Source organism: Paenibacillus illinoisensis NBRC 15959 (genome assembly GCF_004000925.1).
GTDB lineage: Bacteria > Bacillota > Bacilli > Paenibacillales > Paenibacillaceae > Paenibacillus > Paenibacillus illinoisensis.
Genome location: NZ_BIME01000002.1, coordinates 717,756 through 741,969, shown reverse-complemented (window position 1 = coordinate 741,969; position 24,214 = coordinate 717,756). Strand labels below are relative to the sequence as shown.

Annotated in this window: 23 protein-coding genes; 6 read left to right on the top strand and 17 right to left on the bottom strand. The window is 42.8% G+C overall.

Annotation, left to right across the window (positions count from 1 at the left end):
• Positions 1-306: 306 nt before the first annotated feature.
• The 3 genes from PIL01S_RS08600 (at position 307) to PIL01S_RS08590 (ending at position 1,917) form a co-directional block, all read left to right on the top strand.
• Positions 307-768 (top strand): nuclear transport factor 2 family protein, encoded by a 462-nt coding sequence (locus tag PIL01S_RS08600; protein ID WP_127537160.1) that lies wholly within the window; start codon positions 307-309, stop codon positions 766-768.
• The gene (locus PIL01S_RS08595; RefSeq protein WP_127537159.1) at positions 765-1,346 is read left to right on the top strand and encodes a TetR/AcrR family transcriptional regulator; all 582 of its coding nucleotides are present in this window, start codon (positions 765-767) and stop codon (positions 1,344-1,346) included. Before PIL01S_RS08600 ends, PIL01S_RS08595 begins: the two co-directional genes overlap by 4 nt.
• 100 nt (positions 1,347-1,446) lie before the next feature.
• Entirely contained in the window at positions 1,447-1,917 is a 471-nt protein-coding gene (locus tag PIL01S_RS08590; RefSeq protein WP_127537158.1) for a DinB family protein, read from the top strand.
• A 316-nt stretch (positions 1,918-2,233) separates the two neighbouring features.
• Here the strand turns inward: PIL01S_RS08590 and PIL01S_RS08585 are convergent, their stop codons facing one another.
• The 4 genes from PIL01S_RS08585 to PIL01S_RS08570 form a co-directional block, all read right to left on the bottom strand.
• Positions 2,234-3,217 carry a glycoside hydrolase family 43 protein gene (locus PIL01S_RS08585; RefSeq protein ID WP_127537157.1) on the bottom strand — a complete coding sequence of 328 codons (984 nt, stop codon included), beginning with the start codon at positions 3,215-3,217 and terminating at the stop codon, positions 2,234-2,236.
• Between the two features lie 28 nt (positions 3,218-3,245).
• Entirely contained in the window at positions 3,246-4,064 is an 819-nt protein-coding gene (locus PIL01S_RS08580; protein ID WP_164764196.1) for a carbohydrate ABC transporter permease, read from the bottom strand.
• 31 nt (positions 4,065-4,095) lie between these two features.
• Positions 4,096-4,992, bottom strand: a complete 897-nt coding sequence (locus tag PIL01S_RS08575; protein ID WP_127537155.1) for a carbohydrate ABC transporter permease — start codon at positions 4,990-4,992, stop codon at positions 4,096-4,098.
• 84 nt (positions 4,993-5,076) lie between these two features.
• Complete coding sequence (locus PIL01S_RS08570; RefSeq protein ID WP_127537154.1) at positions 5,077-6,414, bottom strand: ABC transporter substrate-binding protein; 1,338 nt, start codon at positions 6,412-6,414, stop codon at positions 5,077-5,079.
• A 263-nt stretch (positions 6,415-6,677) separates the two neighbouring features.
• On the opposite strand from PIL01S_RS08570, the gene PIL01S_RS08565 reads away from it, so the two are divergent.
• A complete protein-coding gene (locus PIL01S_RS08565) occupies positions 6,678-7,742 on the top strand; it encodes a GntR family transcriptional regulator (RefSeq protein ID WP_127537153.1) in 1,065 nt (354 codons plus the stop codon).
• A 666-nt stretch (positions 7,743-8,408) separates the two neighbouring features.
• On the opposite strand, the gene PIL01S_RS29440 is transcribed toward PIL01S_RS08565, so the two are convergent.
• The gene (locus tag PIL01S_RS29440; RefSeq protein ID WP_164764189.1) at positions 8,409-8,546 is read right to left on the bottom strand and encodes a hypothetical protein; all 138 of its coding nucleotides are present in this window, start codon (positions 8,544-8,546) and stop codon (positions 8,409-8,411) included.
• 99 nt (positions 8,547-8,645) lie between these two features.
• Between PIL01S_RS29440 and PIL01S_RS08560 the strand changes: the two genes are divergently transcribed.
• Complete coding sequence (locus tag PIL01S_RS08560; protein WP_127537152.1) at positions 8,646-8,975, top strand: TetR-like C-terminal domain-containing protein; 330 nt, start codon at positions 8,646-8,648, stop codon at positions 8,973-8,975.
• Positions 8,976-8,981: 6 nt separating this feature from the next.
• On the opposite strand, the gene PIL01S_RS29705 is transcribed toward PIL01S_RS08560, so the two are convergent.
• The 4 genes from PIL01S_RS29705 to PIL01S_RS08540 form a co-directional block, all read right to left on the bottom strand.
• A complete protein-coding gene (locus PIL01S_RS29705) occupies positions 8,982-9,140 on the bottom strand; it encodes a hypothetical protein (RefSeq protein WP_174818676.1) in 159 nt (52 codons plus the stop codon).
• Between the two features lie 55 nt (positions 9,141-9,195).
• The gene (locus tag PIL01S_RS08550) at positions 9,196-10,125 is read right to left on the bottom strand and encodes a TauD/TfdA dioxygenase family protein (RefSeq protein WP_127537151.1); all 930 of its coding nucleotides are present in this window, start codon (positions 10,123-10,125) and stop codon (positions 9,196-9,198) included.
• A 425-nt stretch (positions 10,126-10,550) separates the two neighbouring features.
• Positions 10,551-11,144 carry a TetR/AcrR family transcriptional regulator gene (locus PIL01S_RS08545; RefSeq protein WP_127537150.1) on the bottom strand — a complete coding sequence of 198 codons (594 nt, stop codon included), beginning with the start codon at positions 11,142-11,144 and terminating at the stop codon, positions 10,551-10,553.
• Positions 11,145-11,575: 431 nt separating this feature from the next.
• Entirely contained in the window at positions 11,576-12,445 is an 870-nt protein-coding gene (locus tag PIL01S_RS08540; protein ID WP_127537149.1) for an AraC family transcriptional regulator, read from the bottom strand.
• A 78-nt stretch (positions 12,446-12,523) separates the two neighbouring features.
• On the opposite strand from PIL01S_RS08540, the gene PIL01S_RS08535 reads away from it, so the two are divergent.
• Positions 12,524-13,222 (top strand): DUF4386 domain-containing protein, encoded by a 699-nt coding sequence (locus PIL01S_RS08535; RefSeq protein ID WP_127537148.1) that lies wholly within the window; start codon positions 12,524-12,526, stop codon positions 13,220-13,222.
• 636 nt (positions 13,223-13,858) lie between these two features.
• Here the strand turns inward: PIL01S_RS08535 and PIL01S_RS08530 are convergent.
• The 8 genes from PIL01S_RS08530 to PIL01S_RS08495 all read right to left on the bottom strand — a co-directional run bounded on the left by PIL01S_RS08530 (position 13,859) and on the right by PIL01S_RS08495 (position 24,135).
• A complete protein-coding gene (locus tag PIL01S_RS08530) occupies positions 13,859-14,302 on the bottom strand; it encodes an ASCH domain-containing protein (RefSeq protein WP_127537147.1) in 444 nt (147 codons plus the stop codon).
• Between the two features lie 202 nt (positions 14,303-14,504).
• On the bottom strand, positions 14,505-16,553 hold the full coding sequence (locus PIL01S_RS08525) for a glycoside hydrolase family 16 protein (RefSeq protein ID WP_246058129.1): 2,049 nt from the start codon (positions 16,551-16,553) through the stop codon (positions 14,505-14,507).
• Between the two features lie 153 nt (positions 16,554-16,706).
• Entirely contained in the window at positions 16,707-18,248 is a 1,542-nt protein-coding gene (locus tag PIL01S_RS08520; RefSeq protein ID WP_127537146.1) for a response regulator transcription factor, read from the bottom strand.
• Positions 18,249-18,251: 3 nt separating this feature from the next.
• Positions 18,252-20,090 (bottom strand): sensor histidine kinase, encoded by a 1,839-nt coding sequence (locus PIL01S_RS08515; protein WP_127537145.1) that lies wholly within the window; start codon positions 20,088-20,090, stop codon positions 18,252-18,254.
• Positions 20,091-20,154: 64 nt separating this feature from the next.
• Complete coding sequence (locus PIL01S_RS08510; protein WP_127537144.1) at positions 20,155-21,801, bottom strand: extracellular solute-binding protein; 1,647 nt, start codon at positions 21,799-21,801, stop codon at positions 20,155-20,157.
• A 242-nt stretch (positions 21,802-22,043) separates the two neighbouring features.
• On the bottom strand, positions 22,044-22,571 hold the full coding sequence (locus PIL01S_RS08505; protein ID WP_127537143.1) for an SDR family oxidoreductase: 528 nt from the start codon (positions 22,569-22,571) through the stop codon (positions 22,044-22,046).
• Between the two features lie 725 nt (positions 22,572-23,296).
• Entirely contained in the window at positions 23,297-23,638 is a 342-nt protein-coding gene (locus tag PIL01S_RS08500) for a putative quinol monooxygenase (RefSeq protein WP_127537142.1), read from the bottom strand.
• Between the two features lie 149 nt (positions 23,639-23,787).
• Entirely contained in the window at positions 23,788-24,135 is a 348-nt protein-coding gene (locus PIL01S_RS08495; RefSeq protein ID WP_127537141.1) for a winged helix-turn-helix transcriptional regulator, read from the bottom strand.
• Between the last annotated feature and the right edge of the window lie 79 nt (positions 24,136-24,214).

The window sequence follows — 24,214 nt, the reverse complement described above, 5'->3', positions numbered from 1 at the left end:
TTACTCGTTTTCTCGAAGATCATCATTAATTGTTTGAAGTCGTTAATCCGATGCAGGCCTATCAGCCAAGAATACTAATAGAATGTAATGCATGGTTTCGACAAAGGTAAAAATTTATGCTTCATATCCGCTCCCCTCTATTCAGTTCGACTATGTAATTCAATTGAATAGTCAATCTCAAGACTTTATGTTTATCAGCTAAACCTATCTGATTCGAAATTGGTATTGAATTTGGGATGTAAACTTGCATTTATAAACCGATCGGTTTATACTAACACAAACGGTATAGAAAGTGAGGAAAACTTAATGAATAATTTAACTCCCCCATTCACTCGTGAGACAGCAATCCAAAAAACTCGTATGGCCGAAGACAGCTGGAATAGCCGAGACCCTCAGCGCGTCTCACTTGTGTATACTGAGGATTGTTATTGGAGAAATCGGAGCGAATTTATAACAGGCCGCCAAGAAATTGTCTCTTTACTAACTAGAAAATGGGCCAAAGAACTGGACTACCGCCTGATCAAGGAGCTTTGGTCATTTACAGATAACCTTATTGCCGTTCGATTCGCATATGAATGGCATGATGATAGTGGAAATTGGTTCAGATCGTATGGAAACGAGAATTGGGAATTCGCTGACGACGGCTTGATGAAGCGTAGATTTGCTTCGATTAATGACATGCCGATTAAGGAAGAGGAACGAAAATTTCATTGGCCTCTGGGCACGCGCCCAGCTGAACACCCAAGCCTAAGTGAGTTAAACCTATGACTCGTACCGTTTTTGAAAAATCCGATGTCATCCCTCTTATTACTGAGGTATTTCGTGAATTAGGTTATGAGGGGGCATCTTTGAGTAAAATTACAGCCCGGACGCGTCTATCTAAAGGAAGCTTATATTATTTCTTTCCGGGTGGAAAAGATGAGATGGCTGCTGAAATTCTTGCTCATATTGATCAATGGTTTATCAAGAACATTTTTGAACCGCTCGAACAGAATGAACCCCAAGCAGCCATTGATCATATGTGGCAAGAGGTCGATACTTATTTTCAATCTGGTCAGCGTATATGTCTTATTGGTGCATTCGCATTGGACGAAACAAGAGATCGATTCGCTGCTGTAATTCAGCAATATTTTATACGATGGATTGAAGCCTTAAGCGCGGCACTAGTTCAAACAGGTATCTCTAAAGAGACGGCTGACCAAATTTCAGAGGAAACAATTGCTAGTATCCAAGGGGCATTAATTCTAAGTAGAGCACTTCATGATGAATCCTATTTTGAACGTGCGTTGGCAAATCTATCACAACGAGTCTCAAGTTATGTTTCTAAAAGCAACTCTGGTCACTGACGCAAAAGTGTTTTTTAGTAAAACTAGCGGAATTTCTTCACCAAAAAACAAGTGATTTTTTCTTAACGATTTCAATAGAGACTGTATGGGGGGCAAAATCATGAGCAATTTTGTGGCAGATCAATTGGGATTTGTTCGCCGTCAAGCAGTTGAAAATGTGAGGAATATAAATGACTCCGCCTCGGAAATCATTCCACCAGGTTTGAAAAACAATATAAAATGGAATCTAGGCCACATGTATGTTATACATGAGAAGTTCGCTTTCCAACTTACGGGGGAAGAAACCAATTATCCTGCTAATTTTAGCAAGTTGTTTGATCCAGGAACGCAACCGTCTGACTGGAATATAGAGCCTCCAACGATGTCTCAAATAATCGCCTTGTTAACTGAACAAATTGAAAGGGTTGAATCGATACTTTCAAGCAAATTGAAAGAAGAAATCAATCCTCATTACAAGTCTTCTACAGGACTTATCTTTACAAATGTAGAAGAATTACTGGGTTTTCTGATTTACCATGAAGCAATGCACTTTGCAACAATTAAAAATATCAAGAGCATAAATGAAAGTTAGGATTAATAAAGAATTTGTTAAATCGACCATTCTGGCAATCGGTACAAAATCTTGTCCCTAGATAACTAGAATTACAGTACTCTCCTTAACCGCATAACTATCTTTTGTTAAATAGTGGGCATTCGAGCCTTGCAGTAAAACAGAAGCCGCCTACATCGGCAAATGCAACAGGGTCGCCAACGCTGATTCCTTGGGCTTATCTGTAGAGCGAAATTAAAGGCACCCAAATGGGTGCCTTCGATGTTCTTACTGTCTCTCTTTGGCAAGTTGGATAAACGAACTCAAATCCATCAACCAACCTTGTTGGGACACTCGTTCACTGTACAGAACGTGCAAGTGCTGCGACCGAACCGCGGAAATCGGGTCTGCCGTCAGCCGTCCACAAAAGCTCCGTCACAAATGTATGGCGATTCGGATCGTACAGCGGATCTCCTATAATGTTCTTGTAGGTTCTTGCGTGAAACACAAATAGCGTCTTTTCGTCGGCCTCTGACACCGTGAAGGAATTATGACCAGGACCATACATCGAGATACTCTCATCTGTCGAGAAAACCGCTGCTTGCGACTTGCGCCATGAGGTGGCATCGAGCAAATCAGCATCCGCATCGGCTTCAAGCAGGCCCATGCAATAATTGAAATCAGTGGCGCTAGCCGAATAAGAAAGGAATACCCGATTACCCTTGCGAAGAAATGCTGCGCCTTCGTTCACTTTATAACCAATGATCTCCCAGTCAAATTCCGGCATCGAAATCATCGTTTGCGGCCCAGTCAGCGTCCACGGATTGCTCATTTTAGATATATACAGATTAGAGTTACCTTCGATATTCGGATCCTTTTGTGCCCATACGTAATAACGGCTGCCATTATGCTCAAAGGTAGTGCCATCGAGGGCGAAGCTTTCCCACGCGGTACGAACCTGTCCTCTTTCCGTCCAACTGCCTTCGAGCGGATTGGCATTGTCATTCTCTAGCACATACATCCGATGGTCGAACAAGCCTTCATTCGTATCCGTCGTGTGTGCGGCAGCGAAATACACGTACCATTTGTCATCAATAAAATGCAGTTCAGGCGCCCAAATGTTGGCACTAAGGATACCCGTCTCGCGTTTTCTCCAGATCACCACAGGAGTTGATGTCACAAGGCCCTCAAGGTTCTCAGTTCTACGGATTTCAATCCGATCATACTCCGGAACGGATGCTACGAAGTAATAATAACCGTCCGAATGTCGGTACATAAAAGGATCTGCTCTCTGCTCAATTAATGGTTGAATGTCGTGCAATGCTCTTTGTTGCATTTTCATCTTATCACCTGCTTCATCATAATATTTGCTACCCTTTAACAGCACCTGCAGTCATACCGTCTATAAAATATTTCTGGAAAGCAATAAACAGTATGAAAATTGGAATGATGGAGAAGAAGGAGCCTACGATCAATAGGTCATAGTTATTGCCATAAGGAGTTAACAACGTTTTCAAACCGATTGGAAGTGTATATTTACTCTGATCTCCTAATACCATGAATGGCCACAACAGATTATTCCAGCTATTCATACCATTAAGAATGGCCATTGCTGCAAAGGATGGCTTCATAATTGGCATAATGAGCCTGAAATAAATTGCATACTCGTTTGCGCCATCAACCCGCCCAGATTGAATAATCTCTTTGGGTATGCTTCTTAGATATTGCCTGAAGAAAAATATTGTCGCAGCATTGGCCACACCTGGCAGAATAATTGCCGAATAGCTATTCACCATTCCCAAATCATTAATTAGGCTGTACAAAGGAACCAGCAGTATTTCGAAAGGCACCATCATAATGAGCAAAACACATATAAAGAGGAAGTTCTTCCCTTTAAAATCATATGCTGCGAAACCATATCCAACAAATGCGCTTACAAAAAGTGTTAAAACCACTTGAACGATGGTTAAAGTCATACTGTTCCAAAACCAAACAAAATAATCATGTTCTCCAGTAAACAGATAAATGAAATTGTCAAAACTCATAATACTAAAATCCAAACTTAGGTTAAGACCATATCTAATTAATGATTCACCTGGTTTAAAGGAAGACAGGGTCACTGCATAGAATGGAATCATAATGATAACGAATAGTATAATAAACAAACAAATAATAACTATTCTGGAAATAAAATTATCCCTCGTCTGACTTTTGCCCACTTTAATCCTCCTCCTTTTTGAACATTCCACTTAATTTCAACTGCGTTAAATTGATAACCATAGCAATGACTAACAGAATGATACCAACTGCAGCTGCGTAACCCAGCTTATTCTTCTCAATCCCTTGTCTATACAGAAATCCAACAATGGTTAAGCCAATATTTTTGGGTGAATTGTTACCGTTAAACATCATCAGGCTCTCGGTAAACATAGCTAAACCTGCATAAACACTAATTGTCGTAACATATACCGTGGTCGGCTTCAATAATGGCATTGTAATCGTTCTAAACTTCTGCCAAGCCGATGCCCCGTCAATTGAAGCAGCCTCATAATATTCATTGTCAATGCTTTTCAAACCGGATAGATAGTAAAGCATATTAACACCTGTCCATCTCCAACATGCGAGGATTAACAGTGCTGCCATACTCCATTCTCCGTCTTTCAGGAATTTAATAGGCTCTACACCAAATAGACCTAGGAAACTGTTCATTAATGAACCTTCCATTTCACCAAATGTAAGGCGGAAAATGGTACCCGCAACTGCGACAGATGTCAATGCAGGGAGAAAGAACGAAGATTTAAAAAACTCTCTTCCCAGCATTAACTTACTGTTGATCATAACGGCGAATAACATGGGAAAGGGAATTAATAGCACTAAGGTTCCTAACATGTACACAACGCTATTTTTAATAGCCGTCAAAAACACTTTATCTGTAAGTAATTTCGAATAATTCGCTTCACCAACCCATTTAGGATCCTGTCCCAACATCTTATCTTGAAAGCTCATTACGAATGAATTTACAAGCGGATAGAACCAGAATAACAAAAATATGAGTATAAATGGCAATACAAAAACATAAGGTGCAACCTTTTGAGAGTATACAAATTTCTTTATCATATTCTCAATCTCCCTTGACTATGGTTAAACCTGCCGACTACTATACCTGCCGACAGGTTTAATCAAATCATTTACTTATTGAATTTATTTCAATTCTTGTTCAATTGCTTCTTGTGCTTCATCCAGCGCTTCCTTCACGTCTTGGCCATCTTCAAAGATAGCATTCAAGGTAACCGTATTGAATATATTGCCGATGGTCGGTGAAGCTTTAACGGACTTGATTGCTCTAATTTCGTCCTTGATTTCATTCAAAGTATCAAATGCATTTGTTTTGAAGTATTGGACGTATTCATTATCAGGGTTTTTCGTTACTGCATCATCTTTCCATACTTCCATGTTGATTGGGTCAAAACCAAGTGTATTCCAGATTTCAGTCGTAGCTTCTTTCGAAAGCTTGGCAAAGGCTACAAATTCTTTGGCCAACTGAACGTCTTTACCATTCTTAGTAACAACTGTGCCAGTACCGCCTAAGCCAACGGAACGAGGATTACCTTCTTCAAATACAGGCAATGGAGCAATTGCATACTTCCCTTTAAGGTCCTTCATTTCGTTTACAAAGCGGGACATGTACCACTCAGGCATCAATGCGCTTGCGTAGTTGCCTTTGTTGTATTCGCCTTTTGCTTCTTCTGTGTCGGGTTGTCCGCCAGGGATCGTATGAATAACATTGTTCTTCTGCAGATCGACTAACATTTCATACGCTTTAATCATTTCAGGCGAGTTCACTTTTGGATTACCATTTTCATCTGTAAAATCTGCGTTTTGCTGAGCTAGCAGCAGCGATGCTTGCCACGTAGCTGATGTATCAGCAGTACCTAAGTACTTGCCAGTCTTTTCATAAACCTTGATGCCTGCTTGTTTGTAATCTTCCCAAGTTTTGATTGTCTTGTAGTCTACACCTGCTTGTTCGAGAATTTCAGTGTTGTAGAAAGCAAGCGTAGCACCTACGTGATAATCAAAGCCATAAACCTGGTCGGCTTTGGAGTAAATCTCGACACGTGAAGGAACAACAACGTCTTTGTATGGTGCAAATACATCATTCAAAGATTCCAGTGGAACGTTGTCACCTTCCAAGAATTTAGGGAATTGACCAAGCTCGATATCCGCGATATCAGGAGCACCTTTTCCGCTTGTAACTGCCAATAAGAGCTTGTTGTGCATATCATCGTAAGGCATAACCGTTACATTCAACTTAATCTGTTTGTCTGGGTTCTGTTGGTTCCATAATCCCAGCATTTTATCTAAATGCTTGCCGTGCAAATCTACGAATGTCCAAAATGACAATTCTGTTGCATTCTCACCAGCATTAGCGCCTAATTGCTGTGTTTCCGTTTTTGAATCAGAAGGAGTACCACATGCTGTAAAAACAAGTGACATAATAAGGACTGTAACGAAGGAGATTAACGTACTGCGTTTTTTCATTTGTTCGTCATCCTCTCTTTTTTGGTTATGCATTTGAAAAGTCGGCTGACTAGTTAGTTCTGTTAATTTAAGCGGGTTCAATCTACCTTGGCACCACCATCCTTAACATCAAATCTAACCGTTCAAAGATAAGACCCCTTCGCAACAAATTCTCAGATTCCATATTGTAAGCGCTTTACATGCCGTATTATAATATAGATGAAATATGCTTTATATAACCAATTGATTATAAAATCATAAAGTTTATGGGGAGATGCAACTTTTTGAAAAAGCTGGCGCTCTACAAACAAATTCGAGAAGATATTCTTCAGAAAATTAAATCAGGGCAGCTTCGGCCAACCGACCGCATTCCTTCTGAGCAAGAACTAATGGATGAATTCAGAGTAAGTAAAATAACCGTCAGGAACGCCCTAACCCTACTAGCTGACGAAGGATTAATTAAACGCGTACAAGGCAAAGGCTCATTCGTCTCTTCTAGTCTTGTTATTTCCAGTATCAATTCTCCGCCATCCCCAAGGAGTGCGTCCTCCATGCCGCTCATCGGCTTTATCATTCCGACGATGAGGACCCGTGTCATTCAGAAGCTCGTTGACTACACGGAACAATTCCTGCAAGAAGCCGGCCTCAGCATGATACTAAGCATCACGCGCGAGTCCTCCACTATTGAAACAAACGTCATTCGTACACTAACGGAGCTCGGTGTGAAGGGGCTGATCGTTTTTCCGACAGAAGATGAGAAGTACAACGAATCATTACTGCGTCTGTCGCTCGATAAATTCCCGTGCGTGTTCATCGACCGCTATCTGCGCAACATTGAGACGTACACCATTACATCCGACAATTACGGCGGTGCGTACAAGGCTGTCTCCCATTTGCTATCCAAGAGTCATCAACAGATTGCGCTCATCTCACCTGAAAATGCCAATACAGCCATCGAGGATCGCACGCTTGGCTTCGAGCAGGCGTACACAGATCAAGGCATCTCGATTGACAAGAGCTTGTGGTGTCACATCCCTCTCGACATTCTACGCAGCGATCAAGCATTGGACTATGTAAGCGACTTCTTACAGAACCACAGTGGAATTTCGGCAGCCTTCTCCTTGACTGAAGAAACCGCACGCCTTACATCTGCCGCGATCGATCGTCTGAACGATCACTCCAATATCGATTTACTATCTTTCGATAATCCACATATTTCAGGCGTAGCTTATGTGCAGCAGGATGAACAGGAAATGGCACGAACAGCCGTAAAGCTGTTACGTGAACAAATGGAAGATATTTATTCTCCTAAGAATGCCGTCATTCCCGTGCAACTCATCTTCCCTTGACACGACAAAAGTTGAGCCATGGCGGAGCTGTTGCGGGAAGGATGTCAGGTTCGCTCCAGTTTCTCGCCACAACAACACGACCATCTGTTGTCTTAAGGTTATTGCAGGTCTTTTCATTCGAGGGGATATAAGTGAGAATCATCAAAACCCAATAAGATTGGACATACTTCACCGTGCAAAAGCACTTTCGACGGCAATCCTCATTCAGGTCGATGACAACTTTCGAACACTGAAGGAACTCAATGACCCTTTCTTCCAACGGCGCTGGGAAACATCATAGACCAAGAATAGCGAAAGAAGCGAAAGTGCCTTCAAAAGCACGTTCGCTTCCAGCTGCGACACTCCTGACACTTTTCTTTCCCAGCCTCGGAGAGTCTCCTCCATTCACGAAGCCCTCTTCCCTCCGTGGGATGTGACGAGGATGCACCACTCAAAACGCGATAGCCTATGTACCTTTTCAGCGTTACCATGGCCCGAAAACCTGCGCACTGTCCTTTTCGACAATGGTACAATGTTCTTGTCCTCAGCAAGGGACAAGAACTTAGTTCCTTAAATCAAAAAAGCCGCTATATAAGCGACTTTGAATGGAACAAGGCTCTTGTCCCGCGACAGCTTTACCGATAATACGCTTTGATTCCCCTTTTCCGTAGATATTAGATGTATCAATTAAATTGATTTGAAGTCTAAAGCTTCATCAATGATTTTTATGCTCTCATCTTCGCTTACTCTAGTTCCAAAACTTGATCCGCCTAATGCAAACGCACTAACTTTTGTCCCTGACTTCCCAAGATATCGATATTCCATGGTACCCTCCTAAATGTAGTCAGAAATAATAAACACATGTTGATTAAAGCTGTAGAACCTATTATAATTTGGCATTAACCCATCAATATTCAAGAGTTAATGAGCCACGAGTACGATAATGAAGCTTACCCTCCAATCACGAAAGCCTTTCAGTACTTGCATGTTCATGCTAACTTCTTTAAAACACTAATTTGTTCGGGAGCTCCAACTGAATTAAGAGAGCGACTCCAATATTTGGTGGGCACACGAATGTTTGAAAATTTAACCAAAGATCCAGCCTATATGTTTTCTGACTATGCAATTACTTATTTAGGAAATGCACAGTTTGGAATTATTCAACACTGGTTTATGACAAATTGCGAATTCCCACCAGAAGATATAGCAAGGATACTAACCGCATTTATCCGCAAATCTCCGTGTCTTGTTTAATGAGGATTACTGAGCAATTTCAAATTTGAAGAGCACCAGCTCAATTTTTTTGAACTGGTGCCATAACCATTTGCCGCCATCGAGAAACTGACGTTTCTGTTCCGAGCCTTCGTCGTGCTTTAAAGTAAAAATAACGGAATGCTGAATCCATGTTGCTCTATGCACGTGCTTCCACTGTTCTTAGAACGCTATGATAGCGAAGCCTGGCCGAAGTATATAATTAATAAGGACGATCGCCAATAATGGAAATCCGCTCCGCTACGCGACGGTTTGGATAATAATCGGAAGAAGCGTAATGCTGGGTCGAACGGTTATCCCACAGTGCAATTGAATTTTTCTCCCAATGGAAGCGCACTTGGTATTCCGGAATTTCCGCCTGACGGAACAGGTACTGGAGCAGTTCCTCTCCTTCCTCCTCAGCCAGGCCAACAATTCGCGTCGTAAATACCCGATTAACAAACAGAGTTTTCCGCCCCGTCTCCGGATGCGTGCGAACAACCGGATGCTCGGCGGCAGGGAATTCCGCCTGCTTCTGTGCCAGCAGCTCAGGTGGCATTGACCGTCCGAAGGTTGGCGTGAAATCGTGAATGGCCTTCAGCCCGTCAATGCGCTCCTTCACCTCATCCGGAAGGTTGTCATAAGCAGCGCCCATATCCGCCCACAGCGTATCCCCACCTTGCGACGGCACCTCAGACAATCGAAGAACGGCACCCATGGAAGGCTCAAGACGCCAGGTGACATCCGCATGCCAGTTGTTCTCCTGCCCCTTCATATTCGCATCTTTCTCGAAACGGGTAATCTCCGCTGCCGCACCCTTTGGCAGGAACGGATGATTCTCAAGTTCTCCCCATTGTCTCGCAAAATCCAGCTGCTGCTGGCTTGTAATGTCCTGGTTGCGGAAGAAAAGAACCTTCCATTCCAGCAATGCACGGTGTAGTTCAGCCTTAACCTCTGGCGACACCTGCTCTCTTAAGTCAACGCCTTCAATCTCGGCGCCAATAACAGGACCAAGCGGCTTGAGCGTGAATAACGTATAAGGACGGTCTTCCAGGCCGTCAGCCAAACGCTGCAGGAAACGCGGGCCTCCTTGTATCGTGCGTTTCGCTAAAAGATCAATTTGACGGGATGTGTCTACGGTTAATTGAGTCATGGTTAATCGCTCCTTTTTAGATAAAGTGATTTATTGGGACAGCTTCTCAAGAAAACTCATCTCGACATGATCCTGGAAGCTAATCTTATTCTTAATGAGCCACCACCGTTACCAGCGCTATAACTGATAAGTCTGTCAGCGTGAAACCCCGAAACTTGTTTCTTTTCATATGCTCCCTTTTTCTCAATGGAACTTTGCCTATATATTTAATCGGATTTAGAGAATAAAAGAAAGATTCGATTTCCTATCTTCCCCTGTGATCAGGTAAAAGGTTAGGAAATCGAATCTCCGGTCGTCCAGTCGATTCTTCATTCACTTCGTTCGACAAATTGACAGAATGATCAATTTGTCATTTTATAACTGTGATAATACCAGCTGATTTTTTTGCTGTCAACCACTTTTTTGATTATTCCAATCCGCTTGGTTTACTTTTTTACAACAAGCCTCAGCATAATATCGACGGCATTACCGGAAGGCTCGCCGAAGCCGCGGTAACCCCATATTGATGTGCTTTGAAACAGCGACAGCAGCAACGTGGCCAGTTCAACCGCATCCCCTTCCACGATTGTACCCTCTGTCTGCCCGTCACGTATAATGTCAGCGAGCAGGTCACGGTTAGCCTGTGCTTTCTGATTGATCTCCGCTTTCTCCTCCGGATTTAACACTTCGGTCGCCTGCGCCTGCAGCACGATCCAGAAATTCGTGGACGTACTGCCCTTCTGTAGGTATTGTTCAATGAGCCATCTAAGTTTGTCCAATGCTGTTCCGCTGCCGCCGCGCGCTTCGAGCAGCAGCTCGGTATACCTCTCCTGTGAGGACTGTACAAGTGCCAATAGGATCTTCTCCTTGGAATCAAAAAAATTATAAACATGACCGTAGCTTAACCCCGCTTCGGTCGCAATATCGGATATTTTCGCTACGGCTACGCCTCGCACGGAAAATACGGAAGCCGCTGCCGACAAAATTTGATTGCGGCGCAGTTCCCTCTGCTGCTGGTCTTTGATGACGTTCCTGGCCATAATATCTGCTCCTTTGCCATGATCCTTTCAAGAGGTCTCATACGCTCATTCCTGTTTCCTTCGCATTTTCCGTCTTTAACGGGCGAAACATCGTAAGTGACCTCTCATGGAAGTCATTGAGATTAACGCATTCTGCCTGTCCATCGATACTTTCAAACTGCTAAAAGGTATCTCCGTTATAAATATATCACAAACGACGTCATTCAGGACCTACCAGCACGCCATGGTCTGTTTGGCTCTTGAAGTTAGCTGTGGTTTCCCGCTCGGGTTATTACAAGTGAAGAAAAAGCATAGCAGCGGCAATTATACATCCGAATAGGCCCTTTTTAGTTACAGCAAGATTTGAAAAGTGCATTTTTAACCTCTGTGTTATCTTGAGATCATTCATAATAATTCAAAAAGAACGGAGGGCATGAAGTAAATTATGGTAATTAGTATGCTGAATCAATCGGCAGTTTTTTGATAGGTGCATAAATGTGGAAGGCAGATTGAAAATTGTGTATATCATCAAAAGTTTGAATGAGCTCAATATGTGAATCCTCGGTTTCCTGTCTAGAAATTTTCAAAAATCTTGCATAATCAGTTTTAAGGATATCTCCTATTTCAAGGAGATCACCGAAATACTTGAATTTGGCACAGAAGAGATGTGGTACGTCAATAGTAAAATAAGAATCTTTATTGATCTGAATGTCATATGGGATTCCAAACAAGACTCTAAAGCGGGTTGAATTAGGTAGGCAATTTGAATAGATGATATAACATGGGCCACTTACTGTTTCATCAATTGACTGCAATAATTTGTCAGATTGAGAGCGAATCTTTGTCTTATAATCATCTTCAGCCAGATCAACTTCAAAAGCTATTCCGGTAACTCGTATGGATTCAAAGTCTGTTAGGGTGAAGTCAGTGACAATATCACCATTGATGTTCTTTACGGGTCTTTTGACCACTGAAGGCATTGGTGTTAGAGGGATTTTCATATTTTGTACTCTTAGAGCGCTCGGGGTTATGCCATATTGGCGTTTAAAAGCACGAGTAAATGATGATTGGGCTCCAAAGTTAAGTAGGTACGAAATATCTGTAAGGGATAATTGATCGGATTGTATGAATTGTAGTGAAGCGTTCAATCTTCTGGAAAGTATGTAATTGTTTAAGGAAGAACCTGTTATGGCGGAAAACAGTCTGTGAAAGTAATATTTCGACATGTTGGCTGTATCCGCTACAGAATCTAAAGATAAGGGCTGATCTAAATTGTTCTCAATATGGAGTAGAGCGCTCTCTATGACTGCGTAATGGTCCATAATAACCTCCAATCCATTTTCAGAGTAACTCTGCAATTATATACCTAGACAGTAATTAATTTAAGGAGGTAAGGTAAAATGACGCAAGACAGAAGGAATGGAATTATAATCGGGATTTTTTATATTGTTGCTGCAGTCACTTCAGTTATCGCTGTTATCTCTTATGAGCCGGTATTATCTGAACAATGGTATTTGTCCGTGGCAAATGGTTTTAAAACAAAGGTCTTGCTCGGAGTACTTAACGATCTCATACTCGTTCTAACTGCAGTTGGTACATCGGTTATGCTGTTCCCTTATCTTCGTCGTTGGAATGAACAACTCGCGTTAGGATATCTATGTTTTCGATTCATGGAAGCTGTGCTTATTGCCGTTGGTGTGGTAAGTATACTAGGTTTAGTGCAGCTTAGTATATATTATGAAGGAAACAGTTTAACGAGTATAGAAAATCTTAAAGAGCTCGGTCACTTGCTGCAAGCATTTCATCGATGGACATCGATGTTAGGTCCTAATTTTATGCTCGGTATTAATACTGCACTGTATAGCTATTTACTTTTTAGAACAAGGTTGGTTCCAAGAACGTTAGCGCTATCTGGTATTATGACTGCTATACTTGTATTTATAGCGGGTCTTTTAGAAATGTTCGGTATTATAGAACCTCTTTCTGCAGTAAAAGGAGTGATTGCTCTTCCCGTTGGCGTATATGAATTGAGTTTGTCTGTATGGTTAATTGCAAAGGGATTTGACAAGAAAAACCTCAAGAAACTAAAAGCGAACTAGGGATTTAATCCTCAATATTTAACTTCTCCACCTCACCTTTACGACACTTAAATCTTTTGAATTGCCATTTCAATTTGTTTGTTAAATTTCGCATTCTTCGAATTGTCTACGGTTTCATGATGCCAATAAAGAATAAGAACATTTTTGTATTCATAGATGTTCGGTATTTAAATATCATATTTTTCATTATAATCCCCCTTATCATCAGTTATCGACGTTCCGAAATGGAGGAAGGTTGCTAAGATAAGGAATTATAATATGATGTCGATCCTGCCCGTTAACTTGAACAAAAGCAGCCGATCAAAGTGATTAGCTGCTTTCTTGGTATTATCCAAGCTATCCGTTAATTTGTAGAACTGTGTTTCAGACATGTAAGAAGCTCCCACCTAGGGAATCATAACTTCAACCCAAATGCGAATGACATATGTATCGGGATTTTGTTCAGAGAAATAGTTGATAAATCCATCGTGTAGGCGTCCCCCCCCCACTCTCAAGCCCTTAATCTGTATGAAACTTCTAAGAATGGAACAGGCTCTTTTAGATTGTTCGCAACATAGCCCCAAAAAATCCTCCCTGATTCAAAACTTTCCTTACTTATAATTGTCCAGATCGGAAATTCATGTTGGATTACATAGGTCATATCATCAACTCTTCGTCTATCGGATATTCCCATAGTCCCAGTTTTCCCTTCGCAGGAATATAGGGCTTGAGCAGACGGAAACCCGCTATTTCCCAGGCAAAATAACCTGGACTGTAATCGCCTAACAGTAAGTCCTCACCCGTCACAACCTTTCCGCAATCCAGAATGGCTGACGAAGGATTAGTGTCGATGACTTGATAACAATTTGAAAGCTCGCAAGTTGCAAGGATAACCCCCGTAGGGAGGTTTTGTTCCGTATAGCCATTCTTGGCGAGTAAAGAACGTACGGGTTCATATTTGCAGGCCTGCTTATCGACTTTCCGGCTTGCATGAATGGCCAACGGACCGCGATACCGGGTCTTCCAGGATCTTGTTTCATAGAGAGTTTCGCCTCGGACAAGCAGGGTCGCCCATGGTTGAATCATAGATAATACTTTCATTCCTCTACGCTCCATTCCTGTTCATAATGAATTACTATTCCCCAAACATCCTCGAGACTTTCCATACCCGCATGATGCGACTCTAGATATAAACAGAGATCCTACCTGCTTAAATAACATCAATTCAAATGAACAACAAAAAAAACCGTTGATCCTCATTATTCAGATCAACGGCTTGTTCATTGTGCAAACAGCTGTTTTATTACTGTTCCTTATACACGCGTACATAATCCACTTGCATCGTCGCCGGGATATCGGAGGCGTTCGGAGTACGGCCGCCGTCAAAGTTTCCGCCGATTGCCAAGTTCATAATGAGGTAAAACGGCTCATCGAAAGGTGCATTCGGATTATTCGGTGCAGCTGCAGAATACCACTGCTCGTTAGTGACTTTATAGTAAAACTTGCCGTCTACATACCATTTGATATTGTCCTCTTCCCAGACTACCGAGTATACATGATAATCATTGGCAAAAGTTTGCCCTTCCGGGAAGTGATAATCGCCGCCCGAATATTGGTTGCCGGGCCATTGTCCCCCAAAGTGTATGGTACCGCTTACTGATCCAGGCAGACGGCCTCTCGCTTCCATAACATCAATTTCACCTGATGCAGCCCAAGTGCCGTATACCGAGTCTTGTGGAAGCATCCACAGTGCTGGCCATACACCGTCACCTGTAGGAAGCTTGGCACGAAAATCGACTCTGCCGTACTTCAAGGACAATTTATCCTTGGTGTTAATCTTGCCAGAAGAATACTGTGCAAACCGATTCGGATCCTGCGGGAAAGATTTGCTATCGTTCATGGCTTTGATATTCAGCTTTCCGTCCTGTACATAGACATTTTGGGTGCTGTTCGTGTAGTGCTGCAGCTCTGCGTTACCCCATCCCCATGTAGCGGGATCGTTATTGAGATAATAGCCTGTTTCATAGTTCCATTTGCTTGTATCCAGCGTAGTTCCGTTAAACTCATCCTGCCAGATGAGGTTCATGCCTGCGATTGCCGGGTCGGTTGGCGTTCCAATGGAGATATCCTCTTGATCAGATACATCCGGACGCGGAGCATTGGGATTGCCGATAAAGGTATAGTTGACGAAGTTGTTGCCTATATTTCCGCCCGCCTGTCCGTTCAGTGGATAGCCGATACGAATCTGCATATTCTCTTGGATCGGCTGGAACCAAAGGCCATAGACGTAATCGGCCCAGTATCCCCACTGGTTGGCATCGGACATATTGTTGTACCCATTACTGGAGTATGCAAATTTGCTCTGGCTGGAGTTACTCAAATCAACCCATTGCCCATTGATGTTAATTTGGTATACAAAATTGCCCAGTTCCTTGGCGATTGGCGCCCCCCCATCAATTTTCGGAAGCGGAACCCCAATGGAACCATTTGCATCTGCGGTGAAGGTTGTTCCTTCATATGGCGTAATCACATATGAATTTCGTGTAGGTTCATTAAACGTAATGGTATAAACAAGATTAGCCGAGGAAGTCTTTGATTCCAATTTGACATTGATCGACTCCGTTACGTTAAACCAGTACCCACCGCCGCCATCAGTGAATTGGCCAAAATTGTGATCGTAGATCCAGCCGCTGGCTGCGTTATTATCAATATCAATCCAGGTGCTGCTGTTAACAGGTTTGACATACACCTTCAAATCATCCGCAACAGCTTCATAAGTGACCGCAGGATTATTGTTGAACGTTGGATATGTAAAGCCTGCACCGCCTGTGAAACTTGCTGTGATTTGTGGACCTTGTGTCGGACTCATCGCTGTGATGGTTGTTTTGTTGATGTTTTGGAATACAAGTTGATACTCCAGCTTAACACCATTCGCTTTGGAGTACAGTTGAATCTCGGTTGTTGCGGAGAGGGTGAACCAATAGCCATTGAAGCCGCCATCGCTCCAGTGCCCCCAGTTTTGGTTATAGATATAACCGCCTGCCTGGTCGATATCAACCCAGTTGCTGCCCACTTTTACATTAACGCCTACATCATTGTAAACATCATTCCATGTCGCGGAGCCTCCATTGAACTTAGGCATAACAAATCCATAGCTGGCTTTGCCAACCCCTGATTTTGAAATAACAGGCCCGTCTGCTGGTGAGAAGTACTCCATTGAGGTTACGGTAGTTCCCGCTGCCTGAACCTTTGAAGCTGGGAGTATGCCAACACTAGCCAGCATTACAACTACAAGGAACATACCAAGTAGCTTTTTCATAAACCGTTTCTCCGTAAAGTAAGATGGTTTCATCATTGCCCTCCTTTTAATGAAATAATAGCTTCTCCCAATTCATGCGCACTTAAGTAATCGCTTACATGGGGGATATCCTTATTCTATCGAATAGGTTATTTTGCTGAAAAGGTACAATTGTTTTTGTGGTATCCCATTTTTTTGGCTTTTGATTCAATCTGCCTTCTGCCGCATCATCTGTCGGTACTCTGTGGGTTGGATCTGCATCACATGTCGGAACGCCCGTGTAAAGCTTTTGTAGCTTTCATATCCAACCATAGCGGCCACCTCAACAATTTTATGATCGGTTTCAGCGAGAAGCCGCCGCGCTTTATCCAGACGAACATCTCGTAGGTATTCAGCAAAACCTTTACCCATATTCTTCTTAAACAGATTTGAAAAATAAGCATAATTAAGCGATACATGATTGGATACCATCGCAAGGTCCAGCGGTTTGTGGTAACTCTCGTGGATAAAACGAATGGCTTCATTCAGATCCTGCGAATGGCGATAGCTGCACTTATAGTCATAATAGAACTGATTCAGCCGAAGCAGCTGCTGCTGCAGTGCTTGTATATAATCACGCATCCCTTGATAATCAAAGAGATTGCGCAATGATTCAAGGTCCAGCTTTTCTTCCCCCATATAAGGGCGGATAACTCGTTCATATTCCTCCATCATTTGAACGGTGGCGGTGCAGAGCTGTTGGGTATAGCGAATAGGATAGCGTTGCAGCACCTTTTTATGAAATATTGTAGAAATACCCTGTGTAATGGTTCCACTGTTCTCTGTTCCAACCGACTGGAAAAGTTCATATAAGTCTTCATAAGGAAGCTGCCATTGAAGCTCCATATGCTCAATATGTGATGGGAAGATACTGTACTGATCAGGAAACAGGTAACTGTGGCGATAAAGGTCAAGCACTTGGGTATAACTGCCTGGTAGTTCTTTTAACCCCTGAATCGGGTTAGTCATGGCCGTTATGGCAGTGATCTTTGCTTCCTTGAGCGCTTCAGGCAAAACACTTGGATCGATGGACGCATCCACCGCAAGGATCAGGTATGGGCGATGCTGCAGGCATATACAACCTTCTCTGCCAAACACACGATAAGCAATGGCTTCCATGCTATGGGAGCTGCTGGCTCCGGGCTGGTTTATGCAAGCTTCCTCCCGCAGCAGCGCTAGGCGATAATAACGCCATAACGCATCATTTTGTTCCTCAATCTGAAGAATCCATGCATCATCACTTAACGCACCTTGCATAAACATTCTTAATTCTTTACGATCTGTCTCTTGGGCTAGACGGGATACATGCTGCATATTGTGCGTAAGTGCCTGCCGTGTCTGGATCTCTTTCCATACCTGCTCCAGGGAATTTTGCAGATCCTCTCGCTTCAAAGGTTTAAGCAAATAGCCCTTTGCCCCAAGCCCGATCGCTTTCTGGGCATATGTAAAATCACTGTAACCGCTGATAATGAGGAATTCCACATCCATGTATTCCTCTTTGGTTTGAGCCATGAGTGCCAACCCATCCATATCCGGCATTCTAATATCAGTAATAACGATGTGAAAGCAGTGCTGCCGCAATAGGGTCAGCGCTTCCATACCGCTCGCGGCACAGTATATGTTGTTCAGCTCCAGAGGAAATTGATGCAGCATGGCCTGCAGGCCGTCACGAATGTGTTTTTGATCGTCCACAATCAGGATATTCATCATGCTCTACCACCCTCCAAGATTACCATTTTTCCAAGGCAAGCGTATCGTTACACAGGTATATGCACCTTGCACACTATCAATCCAAAGACCGCAATTCTTGCCATAATGAAGCTGCAACCGCTTATTTACGTTTTCCAAACCAAGTCCGCTCCTGCTAGTCACCATCGGCGTATCCGATTCGCTCCGCAGTACCGCCTGAAGACAGTGTAACATCTCAGGCTCTAACCCCTCTCCGTCATCTCTCATGTTAATGAAAAGCAGATTGTCATCCTCTACAGAAAAGGTAATCTCTATAGATACCCTGCCGCCTGAAGGTGCCCCGTGATGAATTGCATTTTCAACGATGGGCTGCATACACATCTTGGGAATGGCGTAGCGAAGGATCTCCTGAGGAAGATCTGCCGTCATAACGATACTGCCACCTTCCATAAAGTTCATAAATTCAATATAACTCTGGATATTGGCAAGCTCCTCACGAAAAGCAACGGTATCACTGCGCCACTGCATGCTATAGCGCAGCTGGGAGCCGAGCGACACCAATGAATTGGCTATAGCAGGCTGCCTCTGTACCTCTGCTACCATGCGGATCGATTCCAGAGCGTTATATAAAAAATGGGAGTTAATCTGCGAATGCAGGGAGTGCAGCTGTGCGTTTTTCGCAATTAATTGCTTATCCACGACCTGTGTCATTAGACGTTTGACCTCATGTAACATTTTATTGTAATTCACGGCCACCTCATCGATTTCATCTCCTCTTTCATTCTCATCAAGGCCAGTATCAATCATTGCATCCAGCTCGCCTTTCCGTACCTGACGCATGGAACCCAGTACGTTGTCCAACCGCCGGAAAATACGCCGCGTCGTTTGGGATACGAGTAACATAATCAGCAGCAATACACATAAAGTAATCGTTACCACAAATGCATACCAACTGCGCGGACCCTTCATCAATGTCTGATGAGAAGCAATATCGACCACATAAGTGTTCAACGGAGCGATGTATCGATATAATGCATAGTAGCTCTGATCTCCTACCTTAACCTGAAGTGGGCTTTCCTGCGACGATGCATCCAGCTGGCGATGAATACTGTCAAGGATCTCCTCCAGCCCCTGCCCGTACTTCTCAGAAAACTCATGCTGCGGATTGTAAACATACTGGGGAGGATCACTTGCGTTCATCAACACCGAAAAGAAGTCCCCCTTGCTCTCCTGGAGCAGGTCGCTGAAAAACATGCTGTGCGGGACTCGCACTTCCATAATACTAGGGCGTTTTTGTTCCTGTCCTTGAAGTCGAACCAGACGATAGTAGGATAAGGTGTGTTCACCATCCCTAAATGAAAATAAACGGTAAGCCGAACCACCTTCATCCCGAAGCTTTACCCAATAATCCTGCGGGTAAAATTTCTTATAATGGTAGATTTCAGGCCAGATTTCATACAAGTTTGGGTTATCGACGTAAAAGCTAAGCTCACTGATCATCGCATTGCTTTGAATAATATTGAGCATTTGCTCAAACTGGTTCTGCTTAAACTTTACGAGGCGCAGTCCATCCACAAGCATATTGGAATGAATAAAATCCATAAATGACTTTTGAGTGAGGGCCGTATTGGAAGCGTTCTCAATCATGTCCATTCTTCTGCTCAATTGTTCATACAGCCATGAAACGTGGCTTTTGCCCGTTGCCATAGCGTCCTTATATAGCTGCGTTTCTTGCATGCGGATATACACAAAGGATATCAAAATAACAGGTATGGCAATCATCAGGCTAAATGCCAGAAACAGCTTCTGGGATATACGGGCATTCCGATAAAGCTTCCTCAATCTCGTCAGTAGGTATTTCATTCTGATGTATTCACCACCTTTGTTATACCAAAAATATCTAGTGTAAGAATGTGTTAGGGAAAGGTTATCTGGCTATCTTGGCTTTCCGCAGTTCCAGTTCAGCCTGGCGATATTCCATCACCTGGTTAAAGCCGTAGTTCACACGACGTATCAGAAAATTTTCAAAAATTTTGTCAAAGGCAGCTTCATCCTTCGCTGTAATTAGTTCTGGCAGCACTTCTTCCCAATTCTGAGAAATACGTGACCAGGCTAACGCTATATCGGAATCCCCTACAGGATCTAGTCCCTTATAGATGCCGCTGTCCAGATCGGCCTGTTGGTTGGCGAACTCCTCCATTTGCTTAATGGATGGGGTATGCTCTGGTCTCCACTGGTTAACGAAAGCAGGGTTTCGCAGCATCCAGTAGGTATCCATTATGCCATATTCCTTTTCCAGCCGCTCCCGATCCGTGTCATACAACTGGACCATCGCCGCCGTTAACTGTGGTTTACCGTTCTCCATCACCCAGGTTTCACCTTCTTTGCCCAAAAATAAATCCCGTTGGCCTTCTTCGCTGGCCAGATAGGTCAAAAATCGGATGGCTCGTTCAGGGTTTTTCGTGGATCTGCTAATCATCGTAACCATCCAGCCATCCATGCTGCCGGGGAACAGTTTGGCGGATTCTCCCCTGCTGCTCCGGGGTCCATCTACAGCAATATAGTATGAATTTTGATTCGTAAGGACTTCCAATTTCGAATTGAGGTCCGATATGTCTGTCCATTCCCGAATCATCATAAAATATTGGGCATGGTTGGTTTTTTCCTGCACCTGTGCACTGGAGTCGACCAGAAAATCAACATTAATCAGGCCCTGCTCGTAAGCGGTACGAAATGTTTTCAGCCACTCGATATAATCGGGATCTGTCATTCGGTCGTATACTTTACCGTTCTGCTCATGGGGGATCGCAAGCAGATTTTGCAAATATTCAGTCATCCCATAGGATGCATTCCCCTGTGCCCAAAATGGACTGATCAGCTGTCCTTTATAAACCGAATATTGATTCTTCAGCAATTGCAGTGCATTTAGAAACCCTTTCGGCGTGCTAAGGTCTGGTTTGCCCATCGACTCATATAGATCTTTGCGTACGAGAAAGGTTTGGTTCGCTCCCGTCAAGCCGGTTGAACGCATCTGTTCGGGACTGTACGCATCATTGGGAATAACATAGGTATGGCCGTCTTCCTGCCGATACCATTGTAAAGCACTATCACCTGCTACCTTGTAAAAGTAAGGATCATACTGGTTGGCTAACTCATCCAGGGCATAGATGAGATTACTCTCCCGAAGTTTGTTAACCGCACTCTCCCAGGAGCCGATGGTTATCAAATCTGGCAGACTACCTGTCGTCAACGACCGTGATAACATCTCGCTTGGTTCACTAGTTGCTACTTCAAATTCGATATTGACCCCTGTTTTTTGGGTGACGTATTTGGAAGTCAGGCTCTCACCCCAAGTGTGCCCGTACCATTCGGCTCCAACGAACCACGTTAGATCTACTGGGGTGGTATCCAGCTTCCATGACGGTTCTTCCATATTCAGGCTCTGTATCTGCTCCGTGAAGTCAGCCTTTTTCGAAGCATCCCTGTCTTCCGATTGCTCTGACTCAGAACAAGCAGCCAAGCCTGACATCAGACACATCATCAACAAGGCTAAAATATATGGACTCCGAAACATAAGTATCTATGCGCCTCCTTTCTTTTCTTGCCTTCTCCAATCCCCATCTGCCCCATCATTTCTACTAGTGGTGGTACAACGATTTTACTATCCTTGGATTAAAATGGAAATGGTTTAGTGGTCGATTCTCAAATGTTCCATATCATTCCCCTAACGGAACATAACTTGTACCGATATAACAAAAAAGCCGCTAAAATAGCGACTTTCAATGTGACTTATAGTGGAAGCATTCGAATTGCCTATTATTTACTTTTTTCCTTTAACCAACTTTCAAATTCGGAGGCCACAATGCGTTCCCCCGAGATACCCTCCGCTTCCGATGAAGCCAAAAAGATAATAGGTTCCGCCATAACCTCCGGCTGCATCAGCTGGAATTTCGCCTCGATCTCGCTGCGCAGATCATCCGGAATCATGCCCGTCGCCGTTGCTCCGCCCGGTAGCAACATGTTGACCGAAATTCCAGATTCCTTAAGATCCTCTGCCATGATCGCTGACAGCGATTCTGTTGCGGCACGCGACGGACCGTACGGAACAAAACCCTTTCTTTTCATGGTCTCATGATTCATTGAGATGTTAATGATTCGTCCTTTTCCTTGTTCAATCATGAGTGGGGCTTTAAGTTTTTTTATGGCTTCAGTTAATTTTGATCCTGGACGGGATGCTAGTGCTACAGTTGCCCCTTTATTAAGAAGGGCTTCTGCCATGGCATAACCTAAGCCGTCGGAGGCTCCGGTAATGACAACATGTACATTATCTAATGCTTGTACCATTCTTTCACCTCACTCCAATTGTTAGAGTGTTCTCCACTTGATCATAAACAATTATGTGAAGAAATCTCCTGTTCCGTTAAACTCCAGCCCCTAAATTCCTAGATTTTCTAAACTATTATTTCCCCTATTCCAGCGAGAGCAACAAAAGAATCGAAATTTCACCTGCAACATTCATGGATGTAAGAACCCCAATAATGACGGGATCGAATGCATACCTAAATCCTATGATTCATATCATGTATCGAAACAGTCGAGAGGGAGAGAACTGCAGTTGTTGAAATGTTCTTCATGCCAAAAGTTACAGCTTTTCATATTCACCCTATTGTTATGGCATGCCTTGAATTTGCCTGCATGCTTCTAATATGGAATTGAAGAGTTCAAAGGTTTTTCTCTCTATAAAGAAAGCCTTTTTACATTAGGCACCTTCATTAAAAAATACTTGTTCACATTCTCATCTTATTCTCCATTAAAGCTAGACGGGCATAAATGTAACAACAAAAGTTACATTTATGCCCGAAAAAATGTTATTAATTTACTGTGACTTTTTTATCTTATCGTCCACATCTTCTAAAGTGAAGCAAGCGAGAACATCTTCCATTGATTAAGTAATTGGCAGTATATTTAATGATTGTTGTTTCATGGTAAAATACTCAGAAATGATTTGTTACAAATCGACTTGGAAGCTACAGCAAGAATAACAAGTAACCATACTCATTCTAAGAAATTTACCGTTTTACATTCGTCAGTGTACTCCCCCATTCACCGACTGGTTCAAGCCAGCTTATGATTCTATCATCAATAAGGTTAGTAAGTGCACTTTCATACTCAGCTCGATAAGGTTTAGTAAGCTCGTGTTGAACCCAGCTTTCTCTTGTTCCCTGCCAGATCTCATAGATGACAAGATCATCAGAATGATCAAGATCATTGGAGACGATTGCATTGACAAAGGCAGGTTCACTTTTGAAGTTGCTAATCATTGCAAATAGGCTTTCACGGAAAGCTTCTTTCTTACCAGGCTTAATTTTAAAACGTATATTGAGAATGATTTGATGGTTGTTTGTTGACATCACTAAACACTCCTTTTATTATCTTCATGGTCACGAGTCTCATTATGTACTAATTATCACTTTTAAAATAGTACGTACTTTTAAGTTATATAGTAACTAAAAAGTGATAATTGTGATGGAGTACAGAATAAATTCATTTTAAAATTACTCTATTCTATATTTAATCTTCGATATTCATCCTTGTTCAATGTCTTCTCTACATAATCCTGACCCCAATCACAAAGAGCTCGCAAAGTGGGTTCAAGTGACATGCCCAGTTCTGATATTGCATATTCCACTTTTGGTGGTACCTGATTGTACACTTTTCTTATAATCAAATGATTACTCTCCAACTCCCGCAGCGACTGTACTAACATTTTCTGAGAAATTGATGGTATGAGCCTTTTCAATTCACCGGTCCGTTTAGGTCCTTTTATTAAGTAATACAGAATAAGAGGTCTCCACTTTCCGCCAATGACATCTAAGGTAATTTCAAGATCGCAATAAATAGTTTTCAATGGAGAAACACCATCCCTCATTTAATTTCCATTATTATAGTACACTTATTGATTAAATCCACCTTCCTTGCCATATATG